This is a genomic window from Castellaniella sp. (assembly GCF_049671645.1).
Lineage (GTDB): Bacteria > Pseudomonadota > Gammaproteobacteria > Burkholderiales > Burkholderiaceae_B > Castellaniella.
In genome coordinates this window covers 1-17,057 of record NZ_JBATVG010000001.1, presented here as the reverse complement: position 1 = coordinate 17,057, position 17,057 = coordinate 1, and the positions used below count along the sequence as shown (strand labels likewise).

The 17,057-nt window shown below is 51.3% G+C and carries 16 protein-coding genes; all 16 read right to left on the bottom strand.

Going from position 1 to position 17,057, the window contains the following annotated elements; genetic code table 11:
* Positions 1-243 precede the first annotated feature (243 nt).
* A complete protein-coding gene (locus tag WBG56_RS00080) occupies positions 244-2,064 on the bottom strand; it encodes a polysaccharide biosynthesis protein (protein WP_424264529.1) in 1,821 nt (606 codons plus the stop codon).
* Positions 2,057-3,250 carry a DegT/DnrJ/EryC1/StrS family aminotransferase gene (locus WBG56_RS00075; protein WP_424264528.1) on the bottom strand — a complete coding sequence of 398 codons (1,194 nt, stop codon included), beginning with the start codon at positions 3,248-3,250 and terminating at the stop codon, positions 2,057-2,059. Before WBG56_RS00075 ends, WBG56_RS00080 begins: the two co-directional genes overlap by 8 nt.
* Positions 3,251-3,333: 83 nt before the next feature.
* A complete protein-coding gene (locus tag WBG56_RS00070) occupies positions 3,334-3,990 on the bottom strand; it encodes an acetyltransferase (RefSeq protein ID WP_424264527.1) in 657 nt (218 codons plus the stop codon).
* Positions 3,983-4,594 carry a sugar transferase gene (locus WBG56_RS00065; protein ID WP_424264526.1) on the bottom strand — a complete coding sequence of 204 codons (612 nt, stop codon included), beginning with the start codon at positions 4,592-4,594 and terminating at the stop codon, positions 3,983-3,985. The genes WBG56_RS00070 and WBG56_RS00065 overlap by 8 nt, the downstream gene beginning before the upstream one ends.
* Positions 4,591-5,823 (bottom strand): glycosyltransferase family 4 protein, encoded by a 1,233-nt coding sequence (locus WBG56_RS00060; RefSeq protein ID WP_424264525.1) that lies wholly within the window; start codon positions 5,821-5,823, stop codon positions 4,591-4,593. The genes WBG56_RS00065 and WBG56_RS00060 overlap by 4 nt, the downstream gene beginning before the upstream one ends.
* Before the next feature lie 12 nt (positions 5,824-5,835).
* A complete protein-coding gene (wecB, locus tag WBG56_RS00055; protein WP_424264524.1) occupies positions 5,836-6,966 on the bottom strand; it encodes a non-hydrolyzing UDP-N-acetylglucosamine 2-epimerase in 1,131 nt (376 codons plus the stop codon).
* A gap of 10 nt (positions 6,967-6,976) precedes the next feature.
* Entirely contained in the window at positions 6,977-8,107 is a 1,131-nt protein-coding gene (gene wbjC, locus WBG56_RS00050; protein WP_424264523.1) for a UDP-2-acetamido-2,6-beta-L-arabino-hexul-4-ose reductase, read from the bottom strand.
* A gap of 3 nt (positions 8,108-8,110) precedes the next feature.
* Positions 8,111-9,157: a polysaccharide biosynthesis protein gene (locus WBG56_RS00045; protein WP_424264522.1), complete on the bottom strand. Its 1,047-nt coding sequence runs from the start codon at positions 9,155-9,157 to the stop codon at positions 8,111-8,113.
* A 26-nt stretch (positions 9,158-9,183) separates the two neighbouring features.
* Positions 9,184-10,299, bottom strand: coding sequence for a glycosyltransferase family 4 protein (locus WBG56_RS00040; protein ID WP_424264521.1), 1,116 nt, complete (start codon positions 10,297-10,299; stop codon positions 9,184-9,186).
* Positions 10,300-10,324: 25 nt separating this feature from the next.
* The gene (locus tag WBG56_RS00035; RefSeq protein ID WP_424264520.1) at positions 10,325-11,524 is read right to left on the bottom strand and encodes a glycosyltransferase; all 1,200 of its coding nucleotides are present in this window, start codon (positions 11,522-11,524) and stop codon (positions 10,325-10,327) included.
* Positions 11,525-11,538: 14 nt separating this feature from the next.
* The gene (locus WBG56_RS00030) at positions 11,539-12,843 is read right to left on the bottom strand and encodes a hypothetical protein (RefSeq protein ID WP_424264519.1); all 1,305 of its coding nucleotides are present in this window, start codon (positions 12,841-12,843) and stop codon (positions 11,539-11,541) included.
* Positions 12,844-12,979: 136 nt separating this feature from the next.
* Entirely contained in the window at positions 12,980-14,053 is a 1,074-nt protein-coding gene (locus WBG56_RS00025) for a glycosyltransferase family A protein (RefSeq protein ID WP_424264518.1), read from the bottom strand.
* Between the two features lie 100 nt (positions 14,054-14,153).
* Positions 14,154-14,936, bottom strand: a complete 783-nt coding sequence (locus WBG56_RS00020; RefSeq protein ID WP_424264517.1) for a cephalosporin hydroxylase family protein — start codon at positions 14,934-14,936, stop codon at positions 14,154-14,156.
* Positions 14,923-15,639, bottom strand: a complete 717-nt coding sequence (locus WBG56_RS00015; protein ID WP_424264516.1) for a metallophosphoesterase family protein — start codon at positions 15,637-15,639, stop codon at positions 14,923-14,925. The genes WBG56_RS00020 and WBG56_RS00015 overlap by 14 nt, the downstream gene beginning before the upstream one ends.
* Positions 15,620-16,627: an ATP-grasp domain-containing protein gene (locus WBG56_RS00010; RefSeq protein ID WP_424264515.1), complete on the bottom strand. Its 1,008-nt coding sequence runs from the start codon at positions 16,625-16,627 to the stop codon at positions 15,620-15,622. The genes WBG56_RS00015 and WBG56_RS00010 overlap by 20 nt, the downstream gene beginning before the upstream one ends.
* Positions 16,624-17,057, bottom strand: a 434-nt coding sequence (locus tag WBG56_RS00005; protein WP_424264514.1) for a hypothetical protein, incomplete at its 5' end; no start/stop codon positions are given. The genes WBG56_RS00010 and WBG56_RS00005, both read right to left, overlap by 4 nt.

Sequence of the window (17,057 nt, the reverse complement as noted above, 5' to 3'; positions counted from 1 at the left end):
AGGGGGTGACGAGATCCCGGAGACTGCCGGACACCATCAAGACCAGAGACGCCGTCAACAACATGACAGGAAGCCTGCCACCCACCATCACTCGCCCCAAAATCCCTCCGCATCCACACCGGCTCACTTCCGCCAGCTTAGCCCAAAATCCCTCCACATCCACGCCGACCCACTTCCGCCAGCTTAGCAGTGAAGGATTATACGAATAGTTAGTATTTATTAGCTGACGTCTAAAGGGTCGACTCACCCCTTGGGCTCATACTCCGGCACCCAGCGCTTCAATTCAACCCGCACAGCCTCATCCATCTGCGGCGCCTGCGCCAGCCACACCTGGACTTCCTGATAGAAGCCGTCCGGCACTGCGCGTGAACGCGCAATGCGCAGCTTTTCATGCGGGGTCGACAGAGTTTCCTCCGCGTCAGCGAGTAATTCCTCGTACAGCTTCTCACCGGGGCGCAGGCCCGTGAATTCGATATGGATCTCATCCTCGGTGAAGCCCGACAGACGAATCATGTTGCGGGCTAGATCAACAATTCGAACCGGTTCACCCATATCCAAGACGAAGATCTCACCGCCCTTGCCCATGGCTGCCGCCTGCAAAACCAGTTGCGCCGCTTCGGGGATGGACATGAAATACCGGTTGATTTCCGGATGAGTGACGGTCACCGGGCCGCCATGCGCGATCTGGGACTGGAATTTCGGGATCACGCTACCTGTGCTGCCCAGCACGTTGCCAAAGCGCACGATATGGAAACGCGTCGTGCCCGGGCCATTCTGAAGAACTTCGCAGACCATCTCGGCAACCCGCTTGGTCGCGCCCATCACGTTGGTGGGATTGACGGCCTTATCCGTGGAAATCAGCACGAAGCGTTCCGCCCTGGCGTCTCGGGCGGCTCGCGCCACCGTCAGCGTTCCGGCGATATTGTTGCGCACCGCCTGCCAAGCGTTGCCAACTTCCATCAGAGGCACGTGCTTGTAGGCAGCCGCATGGAACACCACCTGGGGGGCGTGATCGGCAAAGACCTGGGCCATCCGAGAGACATCCTTCACATCGCCAGCCAGGCGCACAATGTGAATCTCGGGCCGGTGCTCGCCGAACCACTGCTCGATCATGTACAGCGCGAATTCACTGGCTTCCAGCAAGACAATACTGGCCGGCTGAAAGCGCGACAACTGGCGACACAATTCACTGCCGATGGACCCGCCTGCGCCTGTCACCAGGATGCGCTTGCCGGTCAGCATGGCCTGGACATTTTTGTTGTCGATCCGGACGGACTCCCGGCCCAGCAAGTCCTCGATCTTGACCGGCCGCATCATGTTGATAGCAACACGGCCGCTCATCAGCTCCGCTAGCCCAGGGATGGTGAACAGGGCTGCGCCGGCTTCTGTGGCCAGCCGCGTCACGGCCTGAAGCGCCTCGGCCGATGCCGATGGCATGGCCAGGATCACATGCCGGGCACCGTGCCGCTTCAGAATAGCAGGCAGATCCCGGGCCGAGCCTTCCACCCGGCAGCCATTCAAGTCCAGACCGCGCTTGTGCCGGTCATCATCGATCAGTGCAACGACCCGCCAGCTTGAGCTACGGGCCAGTTCACGCATCAGCATGGCCCCTGCGGTACCCGCTCCAACTATCACCACGGGCTTGCGCTCGGCATCTGAAACCGGCGCTAGCAGGGATTCCTTCCATAAACGCCAGGCGATCCGCCCCCCCCCCATGAGCATGATCAACAGCAAGGGATAAAGTAGCACGATGGACCGCGGAATCAACAGCCATGCGCCGCCAAAGGCTGCCAAGGCCAGAACGGCAATCACCGACACCCCCACAGCGCGGATCAGACGGCGCAAATCCGGCAGACTCGCAAAGCTCCACATTCCGCGGTACAAGCCCGCCCAGTGACATGCTGCCAACTGCACGGCCATCAGGATCAGGACGCCGTAGAAGATCTCCGCATGAAACGCGCGCGGCCACTCCAGATTGAAACGCAACAAGAATGCACCCAACCAAGCCGCGATCACCGCCGCCAGATCGAAGGCGAACACCAGAAACGACCTGATATTAATCACGTAACCGCCTACATACCGTCGCCTGTGCCATCACAGCGCGCAGAACCTCACACGTCCGGTTGATATGCTCCTCCTGCAGCGTCGGATGCACCAGAAACATTAGACTGGTCTCACCCAACTCACGAGCAACCGGCAGGCGATTAGCCGGGCGGAAGTCCGTGTCGTCAAACGCCTTTTCCAGGTAAATCTCGGAGCATGACCCCGAATACACCGGCACGCCTTGATCCGCGATGGCCTGCATGATGCGTTCCCGTGTCCACCCCGGTGCCAGGGCATCCAGATCCAAGAATACATAGCACTTGTATGCCGCATGATCGACAGAATCCGGCACCTGGGGCACCCGCAACCCAGGAAGTGTCCGAGCACAATCCCAGATGCAGCGGGCATGGCGTAAACGCGTTGCCTGCCAATCCGTCAACCGGCGCAGCTGAATGCGCCCGATAGCAGCCTGGACCTCTATCATGCGCCAATTGGTGCCGAACGATTCGTGCAGCCAACGGTAGCCGGGCGGGTGCTGCCGTTTATAAACGGCGTCCCAGGACTTGCCGTGGTCCTTATACGCCCACATGCGTTTCCACAGAGCTGGGTCGTCCGTCGTAACCATGCCGCCCTCGCCCCCTGTGGTCATGATCTTGTCCTGGCAAAACGACCAGGCGCCTACATGACCGATGGAACCCACAGGGCGGCCCTTGTAACGCGCACCATGCGCCTGTGCGCAATCCTCAATCACGAGCAGGTTCCGCTCGCGCGCCAAATCCATAATAGGATCCATGTCACAGGGCCACCCTGCCAGATGCACGCAGATCACCGCTCGCGTGCGAGGGGTCAGTACGGCGTTGATCGTGTCTGCCGTGATGTTCTGAGAGTCGGAGGCAACATCCGCAAACACTGGAACGGCCCCAGCATTGACAATACAGGATGCGGAAGCCAGGAAAGTCCGGGAGGTGACGATGACCTCGTCCCCTGTGCCGATCCCTAGGCCCCGCAACGCCAAGTCCAGCGCCACCGTGCCATTAGCCAACGCGATTGCATGACGGGTTCCCGCCCAGGCTGCGAATTCGCGTTCGAAATCGCGGCATTCTTGACCGGTCCAGTAGTTCACCCGATTGGACAGGATCACGTCGCGGGCGGCGTCGGCTTCTTCAATCGTAAACGAAGGCCAGGGGGGGAAAGGGGTATTCAGCACGTCAGCGCTCAACAAGACAGAAGTAGGGTATTGTAGGCCTGCAGTGTTAGCACGATGGCTGAATAGCCCTGTGCTTCAACGCGTTACTTGACCAAGGGACGCGCAGGATTGCCCACGACAGTTGCACCAGCCGCAACGTCCTTGGTCACCACAGCTCCCATGCCCACCACAGCGCCGCGCCCGATCCTCAAGGGTCGACCTGGTTTCCCCTGACGCAGTATTGCACCAGTACCAATGTAGGCATGATCTTCGACAACCACGTTGCCATTGCACATGACACCCGGAGCAAAGGTGACAAAGTCACCAATCACACAATCATGAGCGACGTAGCTATAGATATTGGCATGAAAATGGCGGCCGATACGGATATTCGAGGTCAGCGTGACGAATGCACATAAAATGGCTCCTTCTCCTACCGCGACATCATCCAGTTCAACCTTGTTGGCTGCACTGATATTCCATGGAGTCACGCCGTGATCGCACAACCGATTCGATAATTTCTCTCTGATAGCCCCATTGGCAATCGCTAAGGATACACACCTCGCATCAGCCGGTTCGTCCAGAAACTCTTGCCAAGTCAGTACCCGATGTCCATTCACCAACTGCCCAGGAGGTGCATCATCGATGAACACCAAACGATCCGAGGCCACCCCAGCCCGCACCAGAAGCTCTCTACCTAAAGGCAGCACTTCACGACCGAAGCCGGAGGCCCCATAAATGGCGTACAAGGGATCATTCATGTTCTTTTCTCTCCAGGACTGCCCCGGTAAACCTAGCCATGGTCGCCTCGCCGGCGGCGCTGACCCCATCGCGTTTGAGCACTCGCATCACCGTCATCCAAAGGATCTTCACGTCCAGCCAGCAAGTCCGGTGATCGATATACCAAACGTCCAGCGCAAACTTTTCTTCCCAACTGATTGCATTACGACCATTGATTTGCGCCCACCCTGTAATACCAGGCCGCACCTCGTGCCGACGTGCCTGTTCCGACGTATACAACGGCAGGTACTCCATTAGCAGAGGGCGTGGCCCCACGAGACTCATTTCACCCTTCAGTACATTCCACAACTCCGGCAACTCATCTAAACTGGTCGCGCGCAGAAATCGTCCCAATTTCGTCAATCGTTCTGCGTCTGGGAGGATTTCACCATCAGCCCCATACGCATCCGTCATCGTCCTGAATTTGATCATCTCAAATGGCACCCCTTGCAATCCAGGGCGCTGTTGGCGAAAAAACACCGGACTTCCCAATTGAAAGCGGACCAACAAAATAAGTAAAAATATTGGAACCGCGAAAATCATAAGAGAACAAAAAGCACCAAAAAAATCACATAAGCGCTTCATTTGTGTACTCCTGAAAGCCGCTTGAAGATCTCCCCGAAATGGCGCACTCCTACTGCTATGGCCAGATGCTGCTGATAGTATTCTTTCGCTCGTTGTCCCATGGCATGTAATTCATCAGAGCTTAACGAAGTCATTTGCTCAACTGCATCAGCCAAAGCCTGGGGATTCTCTGGCGCCACGACCACCCCACCTCCGGACTGATGCACCAAATCAGCTGCATCACCATCCACCGCCATTAGTAACGGTTTACCCATTGCCATATAAGCTTGAGTCTTAGAAGGGATAGTAACGGAAAACAAAGGCTCTTTTCGCAAATGCACCAACAGGACATCCGCCGCGTTCAAATAAGCGCCCACTTCAGCCATAGGCACAAAAGGCAAAAAAACCACACTACTCAGGCTTAAATCGTGTGCCCGCTGGCGCAAACGCGATACATCCACTCCACCACCAAGCATCACCCAGCGAACGGCCACGCCACGGCGCTGCAATAACTGGGCTGCATCCAAAACAGCATCCAATGCTTGCGCCTTACCCATATTCCCTGCAAATAAAACCGTAAACCGTCTGTCATCGGTAGTCAAAGCGGCTGGGCAACCGTGTTTAGGCTCTGCAAGTGCAGCCTCATCCGCCCAGTTATAGACCACCTGAAGCTTACCCTCTGGTACGCCCCGGGAAACCAATAGACGCTTAAATCCAGGCGAAAGCACTACGATATGATCCACATGTCGGTATACCCAGGAACAAACAGCCGCGACACCGGCAAGCACCCGCGAACCTTTCAACATGTCGGTAGCACTCAGCGTGTCCGGCCACATGTCTTGAATATCGTAGACAACCGGAATCCGCCGCAGCGTCCGGACCAGACTTGCAACCACCCCCACCGTCAATGGCGGATGATAGGCATAAATCACATCTGCACGTTTCGCAAAAAACAAACAATAGAACAGCGACGAGATCGCAAAACTGACGTAATTCGCTACTCGCTTTACGGACGACTGGTCATGGCTCGGATATAGGGGCACACGCGCCACTTGAACACCCTCAATGATGTCGCGCTGCAAATATTTAATACGATACCCTGTATACAACTTACCGCCAGGATAATTTGGAAATCCCGTCACCACCTCCACATCAAATCCCTGGCGCACTAGCTCCCGCGCAAAAGCCAAACCTTTAAAAGTTGGCTCCGGATCAAACCACTGTGTCAACAACAGGACACGAATCGCCATGAGCAGTCCAGTTCAGTATTTCTTCCACACGACTCGATTTACATAATCGGTGTAACTATGAATAATTCTTACCACCTTGTCACTGACATTGGGCATGGAATAGTCAGCCACTTGGCGGAGCAGCCGCTCAACACCGTGAGGTTGCTTTTCCAAAATCGCCAGCCCCTGAAGTACCCGAGCAAGATCAAGGCCAACCATCATAACGGCAGCCTCCTCCATTCCTTCAGGGCGTTCATGCGCTTCCCGCAGGTTCAGGGCAGCAAAATTGAGGATGGAAGACTCTTCGTTGATCGTGCCGCTGTCAGACAGCACAGCCTTCGCCGACAATTGCAAGCGGTTATAATCAGTAAATCCAAGCGGCTTTAGCAATCGAACCAAGGGGTGAAAATTCACACCCAAAGCGTTGACCCGTTTCAGCGTACGGGGGTGCGTAGAGACCACCACGGGTAAATTATAGGTTGTCGTAACGCCATTTAACACATCGACTAATCTTTGGAAATTTATATCGGAATCGATATTTTCTTCCCGATGAGCACTAACAACGAAAAATTGTCCTTCCAATAGGCCAAGATGTCCAAGTATTTCAGAATCATCAATCCCTGAACGGTAGTACGTCAACACCTCAAACATAGGGCTACCAGTCTTGATGATCAAGTCCGGAGGAAGCCCCTCTTTCAACAGGTATTCGCGCGCGATACTGCTATAAGTCAAATTGATGTCCGCAGTATGGTCCACTATACGGCGATTAATTTCCTCTGGAACACGCATATCAAAACATCGATTACCAGCCTCCATATGAAAGATAGGTATCTTCCGTCGTTTAGCTGGAATTACAGACAGACAGCTATTGGTATCGCCCAGCACCAACAATGCCTCTGGCCGCTCCGAAGCCAACACATCATCAATACCAGAAATAATATTCCCTATAGTCTGCGCTGCGCCATAGCCAGCAGCATTCAAGAAATGATCAGGCTTGCGAATGCCAAGGTCATCAAAAAAGATCTGGTTCAACTCATAGTCATAGTTTTGTCCGGTATGAACCAACACATGCTCACAATACTCGTCCAGCCGCGCCATCACGCGTGAAAGGCGAATGATCTCCGGACGAGTACCCACAACCGTCATTACTTTAAGCTTTCTCATTCATACGCCCTTATAGCGGACACGCATAGGTGTCAGGCCGATCCTTATCAAAAATTTCATTAGCCCATAGCATAACGACCAATTCATCGTTACCGATATTGGTGATATCATGCGTCCACCCCGGAACGGTCTCTACGATCCGAGCCTCGCCCTCGGAAACTTCCAATGAATGCGTCTCATTAGTATGCATGTGGCGAAACTTGAAAAGCGCATGCCCTTTTATAACCAGGAATTTTTCTGTCTTACTATGATGATAATGCCCGCCTCTGGTAATTCCGGGGTGGGCGGTAAAGTAGCTGAACTGCCCACAATCCGGCGTCTTCATCATCTCCACGAAAACGCCTCGTGCATCGCCGTGTTGAGGCACGGAATAGGTAAAGTCATCCGTTGGCAGGTAGCTAACATAAGTTGAATACAGCGCCCTGGTCAGACCCACTCCTACCCTTTCCGTAAGCAGGTTCGCACGACTCTCTCTAAAATTAAGAATCTGCTGTGCCAACGCTCCAACGGTGGTGCTGTACTGCGGCGCAACACTATCAAAACCATCTATGTCCTTTGTGGCTTCCGCTCCATCCAGCAACTCAACAAAACGCCGAATAACGTCATCGACATACACCAACATCATTTTGGCGTTGGAATCATTAACATGGATAGGAAGACCGCGTGCAACATTATGGCAAAAGGTGGCTACGGCAGAGTTGTAGTTAGGCCGAGCCCACTTCCCAAATACGTTAGGCAAACGAAATACGTGCACCGAGACACCGTATTGACGTTGCAATTCAAACAATGCCTCCTCAGCCGCACGCTTACTTTGACCATACGCGTTTTCAAGCAAAGCCTGAGAAGACGAGGCGAACACTACTGACGGCAGTCGGCCTTCCGCACTGTCCAGCCCAGCAACCGCATCGCACAGTGCTTGTGTTAGCGCATGATTTCCCGAGTCAAACTCAACTGGATCCTGAGGGCGATTAACACCAGCCAGGTGAAACACAAAATCCACATCCGCCAACAAATCCGGCAATTGTTCCGTGGTATTACTGCGCGTAAACGAAACCATCTGCACATCTGAACGCTCAGAAAGATATAGCTGCAGATTTTTACCAATGAACCCGTCTGCCCCTGTAATTAAAACCTTCGGCATTGTCTAGTGCTCCTCGACATCAACCGCTTCGCCATCGACAAGGCGCCGCATACCGTCCAACTTAAGCAGCAGCTGCTTCATTTCCCGCATATCCAACCTGTGCGTGTTATGACTGTTATAGTCCTCGCCATGAGCCGTTTGAGTGAGGCGAGACTCCCCTTGCTCCATATACTTTTTATAGTTCAAATCCCTATTATCTGCCGGAATACGAAAATAATCACCCATATCTTCAGCAGATGCCATTTCTTCTCGACTTAGCAATGCTTCGTACAATTTTTCGCCATGACGAGTACCGATAACCTGCACAGGATGCTCCGGCTTACCCATTAAATCAGTAACTGCATGTGCCAGGGTCTCGATAGTAGATGCCGGCGCCTTCTGCACAAATATATCGCCATTTCTCCCATGTTCAAATGCGAATAGCACCAGTTGCACCGCATCAGACAACGTCATCATAAACCGTGTCATCGATGGGTCAGTAATCGTAATGGGTTGATCAGACCGCACTTGCTGTACAAAAAGTGGAATCACAGATCCTCGTGAAGCCATCACATTCCCGTAACGGGTCCCACAAATGACAGTATCAGTTCCCTGTAAATTGCGGCTGGCGGCCACCATGACTTTTTCCATCATCGCCTTGCTAATCCCCATGGCGTTGATTGGATAAACAGCTTTATCAGTACTCAAGCACACCACGCGCTTGACACCAGCGGCTATCGCCGCCTCTAAGACATTCTCCGTGCCCAAAATATTGGTATGCACCGCCTGCATGGGGTGAAACTCACAGGAAGGAACTTGCTTGAGCGCCGCCGAGTGAAACACGTAATCCACGCCACGCATAGCCTGCTGCACACTCCGCAAATCACGCACATCTCCGATATAAAATTTTAGTTTTTCATTTTTATACCGCTTACGCATGTCGTCCTGTTTTTTCTCATCACGACTGAAAATACGTATTTCCGCAATATCACTATCTAGAATGGACCTGAGCACCGCATTCCCAAAAGATCCCGTGCCCCCTGTGATCAAAAGTATTTTTTCTTTAAACATCGAACCATCTTCCTTGTTAGTTACACCTAGCAATCAGCCTGCGCCCACAGCGTCATATACCTGCGATAAACCACATCTAGGGCATACTGCTCTGTCGCCTTCTTGCGCGCAAGGGCTCCCATTTCATCTCTTGAATGACCATCCCCCAGCATCTTGTCCAATGCCACAGCAAGTGCTTGAGCATTACACTTATCAATCAATAGCCCACAATTCCCATCGAGCATTTCTGGGATAGCTCCCACCTTGGTAGCAATAATGGGACGTCCAAAAGCCATCGCCTCGGCGATCACATTTGGAAAACCTTCCGAATGACTCGGCAAAACAAAAAGGCCACACCCCGCGACTATTTCCATAGCCTGTTGGTGCGGAAGTTCGCCTACGAATTCAACGTCATAACCCTCTAAATTCTCCTGAAGGCGCTGCTTATAAGCGTCCTCTGCCGGACCAATAATTTTCAATTTCCAGCCTCGGCGATCAACAACCCGCCAGGCATCAATCAGCTCGCCTATGCCTTTCGCCGGGATCACCCACCCCAGGAATACAGCAGTCCGCTCTTCCCCTGAATTGGGTACACATAGAGATAACTTTCCCACATCCACGCAGTTTGGCATGAATACAGCATTTACACTATGCAATCGGCTTTTTATCGTGTCCAATGTAGTCCGATCTATCGCAATGACTGTGAACGCCCTTTTCATGACATTCGCCATCACCTTCCATTCCAGAGAGTTTGCCTCTGCAATCTCTGGAATTCGACCGAATCGGATATGATAGATGAAATTTATTTTCAAAAACCTTAATATCCAAGATATCAGAAGATCCCTTGCCACCGCCAAACTTCCGGACGTTGTTAGATGAACAACTCCCGTTTCATTTTTATTTAGTATAAAAAGCAGTCGAAACACGTCTCGAAGGATCTGAAGACATCCTCCAACAAGACGCCTTATAACTCCAGTATCATGAATTCCTCGCCAGCGAGGCGACGTATCAATAACAGACAGCAGCACACTTGACTCATTCCGAGAAAAGTCATATATCATCTTTGTCCAATGCGCGATGCCACCATACGGTGGTGGCATTGGTGACACCAGCACCACGGATTTCCCAAGCGAACGCAACCTCTGCTCTGCAACGATCTTCATGGCCCTACGCCGCTCAGTTTTTCACCTAAAGGCTGTGCAGAAATTCAGCAATCTTGCCCGTAAATTTTTCGAAAGAGAACTCAGCTTCGGCACAATACCTTGCCTTCTTCTTCATTAGCTCCCTTTCACTCGGAGGCATCGATGCAATGTACTGGAGTGAGGCGCTGAAACTGCCGCTTGAACAGTCTTTGCAGATGACACCATTCTGCCCATCCTGAAGATATTCCCCAATATCGCTGGTCAAATTACATACCACAGGAGTGCCATTTGCAAAGCTTTCGACAAATTTCGTTGGAAATCCGGCTTTTGATGAACGAGACGGTGGACGCAGCAGCACGCTAAAATCTGCTCGCTGTACATGCTGCGCCACATCCACTTGCGGAACTCGACCGAGCGCGCGTATGCAGCTAGGCAATTGCTCGGTATCTAACATACCCCGCACCTGTTCCGCGCTAGGTCCTAGCACATTTAAGACAAACTTATTATTCTCATGACAGCGAGCATTCGCCTGCAGGACCCCCGCCATGATGCTACTCAGCAGATCCTTTTTCCCCGGCGTCCCTGTATAAACAAGCTCTATCTGGCCACTGTCACGCTTAAGAGGTTTCTCTATTTTAAACTTACTGATATCTATTGTTGGCGGAACACGGATGACCTTACAACCCTTAGCCAAAAAATGATTTTCCAATAGACTGCTTATCGCAATAATCCCATCGAACCTCGGATACACACGATGAAATGCTAGCTTGTCCCCGATATTGATCGGGCCAAGCACTCCACCCACCATATGGCGAGGATCATACCACTCGACCACATCGCCTATCAGCTTCACATCCCGCTTGTGACACCAATCTAACAGCCGCCACGCGAATTGAATATTTCCACCATAGAGTATTACGTATTTAGGGGGAGTCTTCTGCGCATCCAACCATCGAACGGTACGTTTCCCCCAATCCCATAAGACTTGCTTGACACGCAGGAACGAGGACATACGACTAGACGGACGCTCCTGCAACCCAAGATAGCTACACTGATGAATCGAGATGTACTCTTCCAGTTGCGTTTCTATCGATGGCGTCTGATCGCCGCCAGCCACAATTACTTGATAGCCTGCCGCCACTAGGCTTCTGGTAACGCCATACACTCTCCGCGAGCCAGCTTCGCCCCACGGAAAGAGAAACGGTCCCACATAAGCAACCCATGGCACAGAACCGCCATCATTCATACTAGACACGGCCATTAATCAACTGAACCAGTAGAAATTCTGGACATGACTTCCAAAAACTTTTGACGGACGTTCTTTGCAGCATGATTTTTTCTTGCCACCCTCTGCCCATTTCTACCAAGCCGATTTCTCATATCTTCGGACGAAATCAAATCAGAAGCGGCACGCATCAAATCTGCAACACCCCCCTCCTGACAAACAGCAGTTCCAGCACGAGCCTGGGATATATATTTAATCGAGCTCAAATTACACGGCCCATAGGCCAATATCGGTCGACCCGCTGCCATGTATTGAGGTATCTTTGTGGATATTGAGAGACTCGTATATAAAGAATCGCTTTTTAAGAATGATTCAACGTGAATTAAAACATCGAATGACGACAGCGCATCCTGTACATCTTCAGGACGGACAGTACTAAAGCATTTCACCACAGAATAGCGGGAAAAAACTCCGACATGCATTTCCCTATCTCGAATAGGCACCAAGATAGAAACCTCCACGCTCGCCCCTACATCCTTGAGTCTCTGCAGCGCAGTGACAACATCCAGAAGATATTGATATCTATGCAGATGTAGCCCGCCAACAAAACCGAATGCAATAGCGCAACCGGCGCAATCCATCCTATGTTGATATTTAAACGAGATATCCACGCAGTTCATGAATGAAATAAATTTCTTGTGATAGCGCTCTTCATATTCCAGGGCCATGTCATCAGATATGGTTAACCCCATGGGCGCCAAGTTCATTAAGGCGTTCAATCTGGAACGGAGTACATATCTAGGTATAGCCATCTGCGCCTTACCTAGATAGAGCGTACTAGGCCAATCATCTAGAAAATGAGGAACTACAGGCACAGCTTGGATTTTCGCCAGCTTTAACACCAACTCGATCATCCTGACATTCCCCAAGCTGGAATAAATTAGATCAGGCTGGAAATTCCTTACCCATGCAATAATTTTTCTTGGAATTTTATAAGGTAATATATCGGCATATGCACTGAATGCGTCATACACAACCACATTATCTCTTACTCTATTTTTTTGAGCATATATATTCGATTTTTTTTTATTATTCTCATTCACTCGAAAAAATGAAACGCCTTTCTTTATAAGACCATACAAATTTCCACCACGAGCAGAAAATCGAACATATATATTGCAACAATCTGAACTTGGCTCTAAATCGCTATCGTATATCTGAGCAATACGATCCAATGGCCAGCCATTAAATAAATTTGTCTGAGTGATCCCAGTTGCATTGATTGGATTTAGTGGGGCGGCTCCGATCACGAGTATTCTCGGATAATTTTTGGTATTCATAGATTACCCAAATCACCCATAGCCCAAAATCCAGATTCATACCACTTCAATTATGCCCCCTCCCCACACCACACGCCCCAGGAATCCGCCCATCAAAAATGAAAGTGATAGATTACATGGAAAATAAAATCCATCGCTATTTTCTTGTTTCATCAAGATGCAAACTATCCACAAGAGCCTTAAAATCAGCCATATCCATAGCCCCTCCGGACAACGAATCCAGAGCATTTTCTGATAAATTTCTTTTATTCTTGGAAAGCGCCTTATCCTCAGCAACTTTCTTAGCGAATAGAATTAATTGCAACAGCGATTTCCTAATCTTCGCTGGAAATCTTCTGGTCAGCACACCCACAGCACCGATACTTGAGGTAGAGAACGCAAGGGGGTTTTTTATTTCTTCGTAATTTATATAGCCAAAAACCCGGATAGAGTCGAATATTTTATTATACGTATCTGCGACCAAAAGGGATAGCTCCCCTTTCAGTTCATCTGGGACATCTAGTGCATTAACCAAACCCATTGTTTGTGCCATCGTGCGATACAAGAACATAGAATCCTCGCGCGCCCAAGAACCACTAGCGGTATAACTTCCAGCATGAGCAACAAACACCCCACCGGGTTTATTCAACACATAAAATGGAAATCTTCCTGCAGCTAACGTCATGTAAAGCGCATCACTCCCTCCGCTCTCAAACTCTCCCAACCGACTCTTAACCTCTTCATGGAAAACAACGCTCGTAGTTGGAAAATGAGAATGATGCATTCTCCTCGCACTTTGAACGCCTGCGGGATGTAAACCAGAACTCCAATCTAGGCACCCCATAGAGAAAGTCTTATCAATTAAACTTAAGTGTATCGTCGGCGCACAGACAAACCGCACATCAGGATGCTCCCTAAATGTCTTAATCGCCTCCTTAAGAAAGCCAGGCAATAAAAAATCATCATCACTCAGCACCATGTACTGCTCAGTATCCACCCTGGACAGGCCTAATAGCCCATTAGCCCTAGCACCGATATTTTCTTTATTTTCAAAATAAAAAATTCTTTTATCTTTCTCCTGAAAATTAGCAACAATCTCTTTCGTCCCATCCTCAGAATGGTTATCGCAAACATGTACTTGTATATCAGAATCCTTGTCCGATATCACACTTAAGAGCGCACGTTGCAGCAGACTTGGCCGTCTATATGTTGGAATTATTACCGTTAGCATTTACGCAATAAACTATTAATAGTTAACCCATGCCTTTCTGAATTATGGGGCACAATATTTTCTGAAATGATTATTTCAAGCATCGGGTCCACTCCCGCTATCATGCGATCCTCCGCAAGAATCCTTCTCTTGCAACGGTGATCAGCAGCTTGTTCTCAATGCTACGGTCCACCTCAAACTCAGGATGCTCTGCCAGATACTCACGTGCTGCTGTCAACGGGCTATTGCCTGGCCCCCAAGGACGCCCTTCGCACAACTCAGGCGGCATGTCCTCCACAACAGTATCAAATACAACACAATAGCTGCCTATGCTGACCAGCGGTGCATACGCCTTCAACTCAGCCAGCACATGCTCATGAGTATGATTACTGTCCAGGCTGACCAAGACGCGTTGATATCCAGACGTAATATCCTTGACCCGCGCCACCATCGCCGGATCAACGCTGGAGCCTTGCAGCATCTGAATGCGCGTAGCCATCGGGTGCGCTTCAATCGCTTCACGGTTGTGCGCCCTGATGTCGATATCGATCCCAAGCACCTTGCGAGCAGGTTGTCGGGGATCCAGCGCGCGGCCCTGTGTCTGCGCATCGCACAAGTCCAGCAATGCCAGCAGCGAGGCGTTCATGATCAAGGAACCGCCATGCGCGATCCCAGTCTCGATGATCAGATCCGGCTTGACCGCCCAGATCAACTCCTGCATCGCAACCATATCCTGCGGGTACTGGATGATCGGGCGCCCCATCCAATTGAAATTATAGGTATAGGCACCAGTAGCCCCCGTCTTCAGCATCCAGTCCAGGGATGCTCGCTTCAAGCCTGCATCAGCCCCCAGTCGTTCGATGTTGTGTTGTACCTCTGCCTGGAATTGCTCAATTGGATTCATGCTGCTTGTTCCTGTTGATGTACTTTATCTTGTCGATACGGCCCCCTATCTGGGTGCCGTGATAGAGATTTTCATATAAAAAGGGTTCAAACCCTGCTTTCTTCATGGATTCGACTGTTTCTTCGACATCGTAGACTACGCGCCTCAACTCAATCCGATTTCTATCGAGAATCGCATAGGCTGCTCGGCAATCCCCGTCTCTAGGCTGCCCTACAGAGCCAGGATTGCAATACCATTTTCCACACGCTACCTGTATCAGCGCCTGCACATGCGTATGCCCAGAAAACAACCGCTCGACGTCCTCCGGCACTGTATCGTCATCAACAACGTAGAGATATTGGTCCCGGGGATCTTCTGGGCCGCCGTGCACAAACAGCGAACCGGACTCCTTCAGACTGGGCAGGGAGCCTCGCAGCCATGACAATTGTGCCGGCGTCACAATGCGCTTCTGATAATCGATGATGCCAGCCACCACCTTAGAGCGTGAGCAATTCTCTTCGCTGATCAGATAATGATCATGGTTCCCCAGAATATTGATTGCATCATGCTGCGCCAGCAAATCGATGCACTGCCCTGGCTGCGCGTGATAGCCCACCACGTCACCCAAGGAAAGAATACGCGTGCATCCCCGCTGGACAGCATCGTCCAGCACCGTCCGCAAGGCGGCTAGATTGCTATGAACATCAGACAGGATCGCGATCATAAACGATATAATCCTCGCTATAGCGCCACCCGACACCAGGACGGACGTCAGGCTCCTGCGGCAAACGATTTAGTACGAAATACTCTACTGCCATTTGCGCCTCGTTATACCCAAAACCAGTGCGCAAGGAATTGCTGCTGGAAAATCTCGGGTTAACTTCCAGTAGGTAGGCCTCATCATCCTGAACTCGGAACTGATAATTCGTCGGGCCTATTGGTTTAAGCAAGGTATTAAAGGCTGTCACCCGCTCCTGCAGCAAAGGGTGGTCGACCACTTCGGCCTGCTGCGTATTGCCGGCCCCTGACAGGCGTCTGCGCATGATGATAGGCGCCACCGCTCGGCCATCCCCCAAACCGAACGACCCCACGGTATATTCTTCAGCCTCGCTACCCACGATACGCTGGAGCATCCACGGATCCTCAGTCTTACGAGACCAATACACAAAATCTTCGCGATCATGCAGGCGCACAATTCCTCGCGAACCATTACCCTGGCGCGGCTTGAGCAGTATCGGTGCCGCACCAAGCGTTGCCAGGGCACCATCCCAGCCCGCGTCGATCACCGTCGGGATGGCCGAAATGCCGTGATCTACCAAAAACAGGTGCATCAACCACTTATCGCCTGTCAGCGCAATCAGAGCGCTGTGATTGAGCGCCAGTACGCAAGCATCATGCTCTTTTTCGAACACCGCCCGCTGCTCATCCAGGAACAGCATATCAACCTCGAGCCCCGGCAAGACCAGATCGATGTTTTCCTTTCTGATCAGGTTCTGCCAGAAGTCCAGATACTCATCGGAACGCTCGTCACAGGTCGGTTTTTGAATAAATACATCACACCACTCAGGTCCCGGGGGTCGAGCACTGCGGTCCAGGCCGATAATTTTGACGGAATGGCTGCTAGCCCTCAAGCTGCGGACAATACCCTGCCCGATGATGGCGCCCACCCCTGTCACTAGCACATGAATCGGAGAAGCACTGGTCCTAGTCATGTCACATCCATAGGCCCAAAGGAGCCAGCATGGCCCGCATCCCGAATCATCGTCAAGCCCTTCTCCATGTCGATGTCGGGCCACATACCCAAGCGATCAAATGCGACTTCTCCTGAAGGCCAATTTAAAACCCGAAAGGGCTGCTTGCTCTGCGCGATTTCAACACGCCCTCCTGCCCCAAAAACACGATAAGCGCACCGTGCAATCTGCAGATAGTCCTGTGACTCCGAGTGAACAATATCCCACACACCAGTCACACCTTCCCGCCAGGCCTGAACCAACAGCCGAGCTGCATCGCGCACATGCATGAAATTACGCGGTCCGCCAGACGCCGGCATGTTCAGGTCCATCCCCCGCGATGCATAAGCCACAATCCGCCCAAACCAGGGTTGATGGCGGCAGCAACGCCCCGCCACATCATAAAGCTGAG